General features: G+C 68.7%; 13 protein-coding genes. 7 read left to right on the top strand and 6 right to left on the bottom strand.

What is annotated here, in order from left to right; translation table 11 throughout:
* Positions 1 to 157: FAD binding domain-containing protein (locus AB0I18_RS28055; RefSeq protein WP_363108368.1), on the bottom strand; the 157-nt coding region annotated here is incomplete at its 3' end.
* A 12-nt stretch (positions 158 to 169) separates the two neighbouring features.
* On the bottom strand, positions 170 to 844 hold the full coding sequence (locus AB0I18_RS28050; protein ID WP_363108363.1) for a (2Fe-2S)-binding protein: 675 nt from the start codon (positions 842 to 844) through the stop codon (positions 170 to 172).
* A gap of 600 nt (positions 845 to 1,444) precedes the next feature.
* On the opposite strand from AB0I18_RS28050, the gene AB0I18_RS28045 reads away from it, so the two are divergent.
* Positions 1,445 to 2,068 (top strand): TetR family transcriptional regulator, encoded by a 624-nt coding sequence (locus AB0I18_RS28045; RefSeq protein ID WP_363108362.1) that lies wholly within the window; start codon positions 1,445 to 1,447, stop codon positions 2,066 to 2,068.
* Positions 2,069 to 2,277: 209 nt separating this feature from the next.
* Here the strand turns inward: AB0I18_RS28045 and AB0I18_RS28040 are convergent, their stop codons facing one another.
* From AB0I18_RS28040 to AB0I18_RS28030, 3 genes are all read right to left on the bottom strand, one after another.
* Positions 2,278 to 2,727: a hypothetical protein gene (locus AB0I18_RS28040; RefSeq protein ID WP_363108361.1), complete on the bottom strand. Its 450-nt coding sequence runs from the start codon at positions 2,725 to 2,727 to the stop codon at positions 2,278 to 2,280.
* A gap of 84 nt (positions 2,728 to 2,811) precedes the next feature.
* Positions 2,812 to 3,732 carry a hypothetical protein gene (locus tag AB0I18_RS28035; protein WP_363108360.1) on the bottom strand — a complete coding sequence of 307 codons (921 nt, stop codon included), beginning with the start codon at positions 3,730 to 3,732 and terminating at the stop codon, positions 2,812 to 2,814.
* Positions 3,729 to 4,025, bottom strand: a complete 297-nt coding sequence (locus tag AB0I18_RS28030) for a hypothetical protein (RefSeq protein ID WP_363108359.1) — start codon at positions 4,023 to 4,025, stop codon at positions 3,729 to 3,731. Before AB0I18_RS28030 ends, AB0I18_RS28035 begins: the two co-directional genes overlap by 4 nt.
* A gap of 333 nt (positions 4,026 to 4,358) precedes the next feature.
* Between AB0I18_RS28030 and AB0I18_RS28025 the strand changes: the two genes are divergently transcribed.
* Genes AB0I18_RS28025 through AB0I18_RS28015 form a run of 3 tightly spaced genes read left to right on the top strand, consistent with a single transcriptional unit; the run spans position 4,359 to position 7,275 of the window.
* Positions 4,359 to 5,507 carry an ATP-binding protein gene (locus tag AB0I18_RS28025; protein ID WP_363108358.1) on the top strand — a complete coding sequence of 383 codons (1,149 nt, stop codon included), beginning with the start codon at positions 4,359 to 4,361 and terminating at the stop codon, positions 5,505 to 5,507.
* Positions 5,504 to 6,625 (top strand): hypothetical protein, encoded by a 1,122-nt coding sequence (locus AB0I18_RS28020; protein WP_363108357.1) that lies wholly within the window; start codon positions 5,504 to 5,506, stop codon positions 6,623 to 6,625. The genes AB0I18_RS28025 and AB0I18_RS28020 overlap by 4 nt, the downstream gene beginning before the upstream one ends.
* Positions 6,601 to 7,275, top strand: coding sequence for a response regulator (locus AB0I18_RS28015; RefSeq protein WP_363108356.1), 675 nt, complete (start codon positions 6,601 to 6,603; stop codon positions 7,273 to 7,275). The genes AB0I18_RS28020 and AB0I18_RS28015 overlap by 25 nt, the downstream gene beginning before the upstream one ends.
* Positions 7,276 to 7,858: 583 nt before the next feature.
* On the opposite strand, the gene AB0I18_RS28010 is transcribed toward AB0I18_RS28015, so the two are convergent.
* A complete protein-coding gene (locus AB0I18_RS28010; protein ID WP_363108355.1) occupies positions 7,859 to 8,272 on the bottom strand; it encodes an arsenate reductase ArsC in 414 nt (137 codons plus the stop codon).
* A 92-nt stretch (positions 8,273 to 8,364) separates the two neighbouring features.
* On the opposite strand from AB0I18_RS28010, the gene AB0I18_RS28005 reads away from it, so the two are divergent.
* From AB0I18_RS28005 to AB0I18_RS27995, 3 genes are all read left to right on the top strand, one after another.
* Entirely contained in the window at positions 8,365 to 8,679 is a 315-nt protein-coding gene (locus AB0I18_RS28005) for a metalloregulator ArsR/SmtB family transcription factor (protein ID WP_363108354.1), read from the top strand.
* Positions 8,676 to 9,782: an ACR3 family arsenite efflux transporter gene (gene arsB, locus AB0I18_RS28000; protein ID WP_363108353.1), complete on the top strand. Its 1,107-nt coding sequence runs from the start codon at positions 8,676 to 8,678 to the stop codon at positions 9,780 to 9,782. The genes AB0I18_RS28005 and arsB overlap by 4 nt, the downstream gene beginning before the upstream one ends.
* 67 nt (positions 9,783 to 9,849) lie before the next feature.
* Entirely contained in the window at positions 9,850 to 10,518 is a 669-nt protein-coding gene (locus AB0I18_RS27995; RefSeq protein ID WP_363108352.1) for an SDR family NAD(P)-dependent oxidoreductase, read from the top strand.
* Positions 10,519 to 10,551: the final 33 nt, after the last annotated feature.

Raw genomic sequence — 10,551 nt, 5'->3', positions numbered from 1 at the left:
GCAGGCCGGTGATGTCGACCAAGGTTTCGGGGCGTTCGACGGTCTCCCGCATCAGGTCGACCAGGGTGGTGCCGCCGGCGATGTAACGCCCGCCGCTCCGACCGGCGTTGAGGGCTTCGGCCGTGTCGGAGACACGGGTGTAGGAGAAGGGATGCATGGCTGCCCGACCTCATTTCCCGCGGGCGGTCTGCTCGACCGCCCGCACGATCTTCACGTAACAGCCGCAGCGGCAGATGTTGCCGCTCATCCACTCCCGGATCTCGTCCGCCGAGCCGGTGTGGCCTTCCTGGATGCAGCCGACGCCGGACACGATCTGGCCGGGCGTGCAGTAGCCGCACTGGAAGGCGTCTTCGTCGATGAACGCCTGCTGCAGCGGGTGCAGTTCACCGTCCGCGCCCCCGGGCGCGAGCCCTTCGATCGTGGTGACCTCGGCGCCATCCAGGCGCACCGCGAGCGTCAGGCAGGAGTTGACGCGGTGCCCGTCGACCAGCACCGTGCACGCCCCGCACGCACCGGCGTTGCAGCCCTTCTTCGAGCCGGGCAGGTCCAAGTGCTCGCGCAACAGATCAAGGAGCGACGTCCGGTTGTCCACCGTGACGGTGTGCCGTCTGCCGTTGACGGTCAGCGAGACACGGCTGTTCGGCGGCGCCTTGGCGGCGGCCCCCGTCTCGGCGGCAAGTGCGGCCGGACCCGTCGTCAGACCGCCGGCCACGACGGCGCCACCGACCGCGGTGGTCGTCGCGATGAACGTGCGCCGGGACGGCGCCGAAGAAGGTTCGGCGGAGGAGTCGGCGGAAGGGGCGGTGGGGGGAGGAACAGCTGACTCGGTGACTTCAGTGGACATACGTACGCTTTCGGATCGGCGGAAGGTCGATGGCCTTGTTCGTCGGCGGGCTCGGAGGCAGAATCCGCGTCGTCGTCATCGCCGGTGCGCTCCGGCCGTGTCTGTCAGTTGAGATGCAGGACTCGGCGCAGGGCAGAGGGGAATTCGCCCGGCTCACTCAGAGCGTGGCTGGTCATGACCGTCAGCTTGCCATCAGTTGGCAGTCTCGTGAGGGGTAGAGATTTCTGTCTGGATGTCTGACGCCCAGGATGGAAAACTGCACCTGCTGCGGACATGCGACAGCGAATTGCCGGAAGTAAGCTCAGTGCAGGACTGGGCCGGCGGAAGATCTCGGCCGAATAGAGTCGGCTCGGTTTCGCTTTTCTGCACGTGCCGTTGGCGGCAATTCTTCAGTCGGCCCAGCGCAACGGACACGAATGTGGATCGCGACGGCCGCACGCCGCATCGCCTTCGGCAAGTTCACGAACGCGGGCCGCCGCCCGCCGTGCACGTGCCGCTCGTGTCGCAGTGCCGTCGGGTGGGCGTGGACTGCTGCCGGCGTTCGTCGAGACGTTCACTGAGACTGAGTCTCAAATTGAATCGTCAAGGTACCCTGCGCGTATGACCGACTCAACCAGAGCCGCCGCCCATTCCCAGCCGAAGCCGCCAGGCTTGCGTGAGCGCATGCGGGCGACGGTTCGAGCGGAAGTGGTCGAGGTGGCGCTCCGGCTCTTCTCCGCTCAGGGGTTCGACCGGACGACCGTCGATCAGATCGCCGCCGAAGTGGGCCTGTCGCGCGCCAGCCTGTTCCGGTACTTCGGCACGAAGGAAGACATCGTTCTGGTCGGTCTGGAGGAGCGTGGCCGCCAGATCGCGGAAGCGCTCGCGGCCCGCCCCGACAAGGAGCGGCCCTGGGTGGCGCTGCGTCACGCGTTCGATGTCCTGGTGCGGCTGAACGAGGAAGCGCCCGAGGAGACGCTCAACTATCTGCGCATGATGCAGGAGACCCCGTCACTGCGTGCCCGGCACTTCGAGAAGCAGCTGAAGTGGCAGGAACTGCTGGTGCCGGAGATCGCCAGACGAATGGGAGCCAGTCCTGACCAGCCGGCGGATCCCAGGCCGGGTGCGCTGGTCGCGGCCGCCCTCGCCTGCCTGGACGTGGCGGCGACGGCGCGGGTGGCCTGCGAGGGCGCTGTTCCCCTCGAGGTGCTGCTCGATCGTGCGATGGGCGCGCTGACGGAGTGATTCGGCCCGCCCAAGCTCCCTTCCGGTGCCTGGTCGCAGCCTTCGGGTACGGGGCGGAGTCCTGCGCTGGTCTCGGCCTGCGCCGATCGCACCGAAGTTGACCTGAGGTGGTCGGTGAAGTTGACACTTCCCGACGTCTTGCGGGGATGCCGTGAGAGGCATCCCCGCAAGGTTCAGGTTCGTCGGTCTCGGCTAGGTGGGAGCGGAGGTCAGGTCGCCCACCTGTCGCAGGTGCTGGCGTGCACCCAGCGGTGCGAACTGATGGAGTTGTTGGCCGAGGCGCCGCTGGTGAAGTAGTTGTTGGTGAGGTCGGAGGCGTAGCGCTCGTTGCGGGAGAGGCAGGTGTGGCCGCCGGTCCAGGTGTTGGTTCCGTTGAAGAACTGGACCTCTTCGCTGTTGCCCTTGTTGAGGATGGACGACGCCTTGTTGGTGTCGCCGCCCTGGAAGCTCTGTGAGCTGTTGCCCCAGTTTTCGTCGTCGCCGAAGGCCAGGCCGAGCTGCCCGACGCAGTCGACACTGTTGTAGGCGTACATGTAGCCGGCCCTCGCGGCCGAGTAGTTGTCGGAGCAGGTCTCGGCGGCGTGCGCGGCGGAGACGGGGACGACGGTTCCGAGAGCGGCCATGCCCAGGACGGTCAGGGCGGCGGGTAGTTTCCTCACAGGTGCAACTCCTCGATCATCTGTTGGGTGGGGCTCCCCGCGACCATGACGCCGCGGAAATCTTTGGTGCGGTACCTACCGGCTTCAGAGGTTCCTGGCCCGGGAAAGGGCGGTCATCCTCATCTGCCGATAGGTCGCGAATTCTTCGGGGTAATCACGAAGCGCCTTTTCTCTGTATTCACCTTCGAGGGAACGCGCGGTCTCCCCGAGGGATGTGCTGCGGGCGCACTCGGCCTCGGCCACAGCCAGTTTCACTTCGGCGCTCTGGGCTTGGGACGCATTCATTCCCTTGATCAGAGAGTCTCGTTTCTGGCGTATCTCGTCCGGGCTTCTGAAGGGGTTTCCCGACTCGTTCATGCATCGGGACCATGCCTTGACCGCGGTGACCAGGCGCTCGTCCCGGAGAATCCGTGGGACGTACAGCGGGGTCAGCCCGGTCACGGTCTTCTTGGCCCGGAACCAGGTCGGATAGTCGCCGTAGAGCCGCTCCCGCGCTTCGACGTAGCAGCCTTCGCGTGGTGTCCGGACGGTGCCGCCGGACGGCAGTTCGAGGGAGATGTCGTCGTCGAAGTCGCCGTCGAGCGCGAGGGAGTAGCGGATGCGCTCCTGCTCAGGGAGTGCGTTGTGGTAAGTGACGTTGGGGTGACTGCGGCGGGTCTCCTCGGCCGCGATGCGGAAGGGGCGACCGTAGCCGTACCGGCGAGCCCATTCGACGTCGTCCACCACGTACGCCCCGGCCTTGCGTTCCGCGACGCCCGCCACCGGCCCCGGCCAGTAGCGGTGGCCCTGGCGCTCCATGCACTTCTCGACGAGTTCTTCCACTGCGCGGTCGACCTCGACCTCCTCCGCGACGGTCAGGTCCCTGACCTGTTCACCCGCCGCGCCGGCCGCTTCGCCTTTCTGGGGCTGTGCCATGTCTTTCGGGTTTCCGCTCTCGGCCTCGCAGCCGACCACCAGGCAGGCAATGAGAGCAGCGGAAAGGAGGGCGGAGGTTTTCTTCTTCACTCGGCACGTCCTCCCTTGGTGGTTTCAGGGAGGCGGTCCGAAAGGCAGGTGCCGACCCATTCCACGGGCAGGGATGTTTCCAGGGCGGCCAGGCAAGCCCCGTCGGGACCGCTCACCGCCGGAGCGCCGCCGTGCCGTACCGAGGACCGGGCGCGGCCGGTCACCACATCGAGGAACCGCAGGTGGTCGGCCTCGTGCCGGCCCGCCAGGTTCTCCTGGTCGACCGGCCGTATCGCGTACCGGTCCTCGCCGTTGACGACCACCTTGCGGATAGCGTCCTGAGAGATGGGCATGACTACCTCCTGTCGGTTCTCAAGGGGAAACAATCTCCTTCATTTCCGTCGAACTTCGAATGGCATCCGATGGCATCCGAGATGCTCCGCCCCGGGCGGCCTGGTTCGAAATTACGTGACGGACCGGAGAAAGGCATGTCACGCGAACACGTGACAGTGCCGCAGCTTCCGTGCTGAGTGGGGAGATGTCGTGCGTCCCCTGTCGATCGCGCTCGCGTTCACCTAAGTTGGGAAGTGGGCTTCATCGGCGTGCGGGGGAAACACTGTGAGGAAAGCGGTTGAACTTCCCTTACTTCTGTCAGTGGAAGAGGGAATTCCTTTAGTGGAGGCGGCGTGCTGACACAGGGGCCCGCCCAACTCCAACTTCGGCGCAAGTCCGCCCGCCTGTCCGCTGTCCTGAGAGCTGTCAGCTCCGTCGTGGCGAGTTTGGTCGCCGTGGTCGGCTTCGCACCACCCGCACACTCCGCCTGGGTGGCCGTCGCGGTCGTCGGACTGCTTCTGTGGACCGGCCTGTTCACCGTTCTGACGCTCAGGCCGGACCCTGATCCCTGGCTCTACGCCGGTGACACCGCCGTCGTTGTGGTGCTCTGCCTGGCGCACGGCAACCTCGCCCCGGCCGAGGTCCTGGGCGCGAGCGCGGGCTCCGGCTGGGTCGACATGGTCGCCAGCACCGGCGTCTTCATCGCACAGTTCGCGCTGCGGCAGCCCCTGGCGATGGCGGCGGCGCTCGCCATCACGGTGGCTTACACGCTGGGTGCCCCCGGCGTACGGGAAGCCCCCGTCATCCTGGTGCTCCAAGCGCTGCTCGCCGCCGCTGTCATGGTCCTGCTGCGACGCGGAGCGCGCAGGGCGGACCTCGCACTGTCCGAGCAGGCGTCGGCGCGCGCGTCGGCGCGGGCCCGGTCCGCCGCCCGCACCGACGAGCTGGACCAGCAGCGGCTGTTGCACGACACCGTGCTCGCCACGCTCACCATCGTGGGCACCGGCAGCATCACCCGTGACTCCACCGCGCTGCCGGAACGGGCCGCGGCCGACCTGGCCGTCATCGAAGACCTGCGGGCGCATCCCGGCGCGGCACGCGATGTGGCGCACGATCCCGCACCGCTGGATGTCGCGCTGCGCACCGTCGTACTGACGCGTCGCGTCGGCCTCCCGGCACTGGACATCGAGTTCGACGTGCCGCCGCTGGACCTGCCCCACGAGGTCGTGGAAGCCCTCTCGCAAGCGATCGCCGAGGCCCTGACCAACGTGGCCCAGCACGCGGACACCGGCGCTGCCCGGGTCACGGCCCAACGCGTCGGGGAGGGCGTCGCCGTGGAAGTCCGCGACAGCGGACGCGGGTTCGACCCCGCGGCCGTTCCCTCCCACCGGCGCGGCCTGCGGGAATCGGTCTACGGCCGGATGCGTGCCGTGGGCGGCAGTGCCCGGGCGGTCTCGTCCCCCGGCGCCGGCACCCGGGTCGAGCTGAGGTGGGAACCATGACCGCCGACGTCGTCAAGGGCATGGTCGCCACCCGTTTCACCCAGGCCGTCAATATCGGGCTGGTGGTGATCGTCGGCGTCTGGCACCTGGGCGTGGACAGCCTGCTGGTGCTCAGGGGCTGGCCGGTGTACGAGCCGCAGGCCGCCGCCGCGGGCTCCTGGCTGGCCCTCACCGTCATCCAGACGGTCGGGTCCATCCTGCTGCTGCGTTCGGTGCTCAGCGCGCGCACCGCGCGGCGGCTTGCCGCGGCGGCGCTGGTCAGCGGTATCGTCGCCGCCGCCGCGTACCCGCCGGGTGGGGCGATCGGCGACGTGAGCTGGGCGGGGAACACCGTGGGCTGGTTCGGCGTGCTGCTCCTGATACAGCGTCCGCTGTGGGAGCTGATCACCCTGCACGGCGTCAACACGGCTGTCATCGTGGGCTTCCTGGCCGCCGACGGCGCGCTCGACCAGGTCACCGTCTCCCGTCTGCTGGCCATGGTCTACACCACCGCCGGTATCCAGTTGACCTTCGCGTACCTGGCCCGGCAGCTCAACGACGGTGCTCGGGAGGCCACCGCGATCGCTGCGGGACAGGCGGAGCACCTCGCCCGTGCGACCGCCGACGAGACCGTGCACGCCGAGCGCCGGAGCCGGTACGAGTACCTGCGCATCAGAGTGGAACCGCTGCTGCGTGGCCTGGCGGAACGTCAGCTGGATCCGGGAGACACCGTCGTACGCCAGCGCGCCGCCGTGGAGGCGGCCCGCCTGCGGAGGCTGTTCGCGGAGACGGACGACACCCCGCACCCGCTCCTGCACGAACTGCGGGCCTGTGCCGATGTCGCCGAGCGGCGCGGCGTAAGTGTCACGCTGCTGAGCTACGGCGACCTGCCCGACCTGCCGGCATCCGTCCGCCGGGAACTGGGAGAAGGGACCCTGCTGGTCCTGGCCACCGCAGCCACCCGAGCCCGGGTCACCGTGGTGACGACGCCCGAGGAAGTTGTCGTGAGTGTGGTGGCCGACGCCCCGCCGGAAACGCTGGTGAAATCGCCGGGCCCGCTCACCGTGTCCGCCCTATACGACCAGGAGGAGAACCAGCTGTGGTGGGAAAACCGATGGCCTGTACGCCCGGCTCCCTGACCGTTGGCATCATCGACGACCATCCTGTCGTCATCGAGGGCATCCAGACCTGGCTGTCCGAGGAGCCGCGGATCTCGGTGGGGCACACCGGCGAAACCGCGGATGTGGAACCCGGCATCGCGGATGTCCTCATTCTCGATCTGAATCTGCACGGCAGGCTCGTCATCGGCGACATCGCCAGGCTGGCCGCGGCGGGTCAACGGGTCATCGCCTTCTCGCAGTTCACCGAGCAGCGGGTGGTGCTCGAATCGCTGGAGGCCGGCGCATGCGAGTTCGTCGCGAAGAACGAAGGACGGGCGCACCTGGTGAACACGGTGCTGGCGGCGGCGGGCGACAGGCCGTACGTCACCCCGACGGCCGCGGGGGTTCTCGTAGGTGATCGCGGCGCGAGCAGGCCCAGGCTGTCCGCACAGGAACGTACCGCGCTGCTGTGGTGGTTCCAGTCCATGTCGAAGGCTTCGGTCGCCCGGCGCATGGGCGTGTCGGTTCACACCGTGGACGTGTACATCCGTCGGGCGAGAGTCAAGTACGCACAGGTCGGCAGGACCGCACCGACAAAGGCGGACATGCTGGCCCGGGCGATCGAGGACGGCTTGGTGAAGCCCGACGACATCACGGGCTACGAGTCGGCGGCGGTCGGCGTGGGCTGACCATGCGGTCGCGCAGGCAGGCGGGGGTTCACGGGCGGCGGTTCGGGCGGTTGTCCCGGCGGCGGGAAGGCCTCCCGGTGCGGGTCGTGCACCGCGCAGGGCCACCGGCAAGCACCGCCAGGAGGAGCCGGTGGCAGTGGAAGCCGACCGGGCCGAGGAGTACGCCGATCCCGTCGGGTGATCGGAACCGAATCCCCGCGAATCCTGCCCGGCCTCGTTCCGCCGGAGCGATGCCCGCGGCGGGCGCGCCGGCCATGGCCCGCCGAGACGAGAGCTCCGGCTCCGAGGATCAGCAGATACGCGGTGTGCGGCCGGGCCGCCGAGATGTCCGGCGCAGGGGTGGCGAGCACGGTGCGGGCGCCCGGACAGATCCGGCCGCTGCGGGGACGGCGTATGCAGCACTTGCGCGCGAACACCGCCGTCGCGCCGGCCACCACGGCGATCGGTGGGACGGCGTACGTGGAACCACCCGGTACGCCGCCCAGGTGGCGGGCCATACCGGGCAGGAGTGAGCGGTCTCAGCCGAGGAAGTGCTTGAGGTCGCGTTCTAGGGCGGCCTTCGGCTTGGCGCCGAAGGTCTCGCTCATGCCGTCTTCTCCGGGGCGATCTCCTTGATCAGGCCCTCGATGAGGGTCTTGATCTCGTCACGGATCGGGCGGACCGCCTCGACGCCCTGACCCGCCGGGTCCGCCAACTCCCAGTCCAGGTAGCGCTTGCCGGGGAAGACCGGGCAGGTGTCGCCGCAGCCCATGGTGATGCAGACGTCCGACTCCTTGACCGCGTCCACGGTCAGCATCTTCGGAACCTCGGCGGAGATGTCGATGCCGACCTCGCGCATGGCCTCCACGGCGGCCGGGTTCACCGCCGCACCGGGGTTGGAGCCCGCCGAGCGGACCTCGACGCGATCCCCGGCCAGGTGGGTCAGCCAGGCGGCGGCCATCTGGGAGCGGCCGGCGTTGTGGACACAGACGAACAGCACGGAGGGCTTGTCGGACATCTGGCGGTCTCTCTTGTCTCGCGACGGCATCAGGCCCGATTGATATCAGCACCTGGTGGAATCATCGGCCACTGATGTGACAGTATCAGCCCATGCTGACGTCAGCCAACACTGAACTGATGCGGGTTCTGGCCGACCCGCTCAGGCTTCGGATCGTGACCCTGCTCGCCCACGAGACCCTGTGCGCCAGCCACATCGTGGCGGAGACGGGCGCGCGGCAGACGAACATCTCCAACCACCTCAAGGTGCTGCGCGAGGCGAACGTCGTGGAGACCGAGCCCTGTGGCCGCTTCATGTACTACAAGCTCCACCCCGAGGTGCTGGACGCCCTGGCCGACATGTTCGGCGCCCTGGCCGACACCGCGCGTACGACCATCGAGACCAACCGGAAGCGAGCCTGTCCGTGACCCCCACCGAAGCACCCACGACCGCGGAGGAATCCTCGGTCGTCGCGAAGCTGTCGACGCTCGACCGCTTCCTCGCGGTGTGGATCCTCGCCGCGATGGCCCTCGGGCTCGGCCTCGGCCGCCTGATCCCCGGGCTGGACGACGCCCTGGCCAAGGTCGAGATCGGCGGCATCTCGCTGCCCATCGCCGTGGGCCTGCTGATCATGATGTACCCGGTGCTGGCCAAGGTCCGCTACGACAGGCTCGACGCGGTCACCGGCGACCGCAAGCTGATGGTCTCGTCCCTGGTCATCAACTGGATCATCGGCCCGGCGGTGATGTTCGCCCTGGCGTGGATCTTCCTGCCGGACCTGCCCGAGTACCGCACCGGCCTGATCATCGTCGGGCTCGCCCGCTGCATCGCCATGGTCATCATCTGGAACGACCTCGCGTGCGGTGACCGCGAGGCCGCCGCCGTCCTGGTCGCCCTCAACTCCGTGTTCCAGGTACTCACCTTCGGCCTGCTCGGCTGGTTCTACCTCGACCTGCTGCCCGGCTGGCTGGGCCTGGGCGACGGCGAGACGCTCGACATCTCCATGTGGAAGATCGCCCTGAACGTCGTCATCTTCCTCGGCGTCCCGCTGCTGGCCGGCTTCCTGACTCGCCGGTTCGGCGAGCAGAAGCTCGGCCGCGAGACGTACGAGTCCAAGTTCCTTCCCAGGATCGGTCCCTGGGCGCTGTACGGGCTGCTCTTCACGATCGTCATCCTCTTCGCCCTGCAAGGCGAGACGATCACCTCGCAGCCACTCGACGTGGTACGCATCGCGCTGCCGCTGCTGGTCTACTTCGCGGTCATGTGGTTCGGCACCTTCGCCCTCGGCAAGGTCATCGGCCTCGCCTACGACCGCACCGCGACCCTCGCCTTCACCGCGGCCGGCAACAACTTCGAGCTGGCCATCGCGGTCGCCATCGGCACCTTCGGCGTGACCTCCGGGCAGGCCCTGTCCGGCGTCGTCGGCCCGCTCATCGAGGTACCGGTGCTGGTCGCGCTGGTGTACGTGTCGCTGGCCTGGCGCAGGAAGTTCGCCCCGTCCGAACCGGCCACCGCGGGGGAAGCCCGCTGACGCACCGCCTCGGCCTGGACTTCGTCACTGTGTCCTGCTCGGCCGCCAGACAACGTACGGAGAAGTCATGACCACCATCGCCATCATCGGAGCGGGACCCGGACTCGGCGCCGCCGTCGCGCGGCGGTTCGGCCGCGAGGGCTTCGACGTCGCTCTCGTCTCGCGCAGTCCCGAACGGGCGGGCGCGCTCGCGGCCGACCTGGGCGGCGAGGGCATCACGGCGCGCGGTTTCGCCGCCGACGTACGCGATCCGGAGGCCCTCGCGGCAGCCCTGGACGCGGCGACCGCGACGCTGGGTCCGGTCGAGGTCCTGCAGTACAGCCCGGTCCCGCAGAGGGACTTCATGCGGCCGGTGCTGGAGACCACTGCGGCCGACCTCACCGGCCCGATCGAGTTCTCCGTGTACGGTCCGGTCGCCGCCGTGCGGCAGGTGCTGCCCGGCATGCGTGAACTCGGCCGCGGCACCGTCCTCTTCGTCAACGGCGGCACCGCCGTGGTCCCCCACCCCGACCGGGCCGGCACGTCGATCGCCTTCGCCGCCGAGAGCGCGTACGGACAACTGCTGCACGACACGCTCACCGGCGAGGGCATCCACGTCGCGCAGCTGGTCATCCCCGGTGCGATCACCCCGGGGCATCCGAGGAAGGACCCGGCCACGCTCGCGGACACCCTGTGGACCATGCACCGGGACCGGCACGGGTTCCGGCACTTCGCCGACGACCTCGACGCCGCCTGACCGATCAGCAGCTTGATCCAGACGATCAACCGG

The organism is Streptomyces sp. NPDC050704, assembly GCF_040654355.1.
Classification (GTDB): Bacteria; Actinomycetota; Actinomycetes; order Streptomycetales; family Streptomycetaceae; genus Streptomyces.
The sequence above is the reverse complement of the archived record's forward strand: the minus strand, read 5'-3'. Positions and strand labels throughout refer to the sequence as shown.

Bases quoted from the DNA above. Each gene is read 5' to 3' on its own strand.
- AB0I18_RS28015 (WP_363108356.1), top strand. From the start codon at position 6,601: ATGGCCTGTACGCCCGGCTCCCTGACCGTTGGCATCATCGACGACCAT.
- AB0I18_RS28030 (WP_363108359.1), bottom strand. From the start codon at position 4,025: ATGCCCATCTCTCAGGACGCTATCCGCAAGGTGGTCGTCAACGGCGAG.
- AB0I18_RS28005 (WP_363108354.1), top strand. From the start codon at position 8,365: ATGCTGACGTCAGCCAACACTGAACTGATGCGGGTTCTGGCCGACCCG.
- AB0I18_RS28010 (WP_363108355.1), bottom strand. From the start codon at position 8,272: ATGTCCGACAAGCCCTCCGTGCTGTTCGTCTGTGTCCACAACGCCGGC.
- AB0I18_RS28020 (WP_363108357.1), top strand. From the start codon at position 5,504: ATGACCGCCGACGTCGTCAAGGGCATGGTCGCCACCCGTTTCACCCAG.
- AB0I18_RS28050 (WP_363108363.1), bottom strand. From the start codon at position 844: ATGTCCACTGAAGTCACCGAGTCAGCTGTTCCTCCCCCCACCGCCCCT.
- AB0I18_RS28045 (WP_363108362.1), top strand. From the start codon at position 1,445: ATGACCGACTCAACCAGAGCCGCCGCCCATTCCCAGCCGAAGCCGCCA.
- AB0I18_RS27995 (WP_363108352.1), top strand. From the start codon at position 9,850: ATGACCACCATCGCCATCATCGGAGCGGGACCCGGACTCGGCGCCGCC.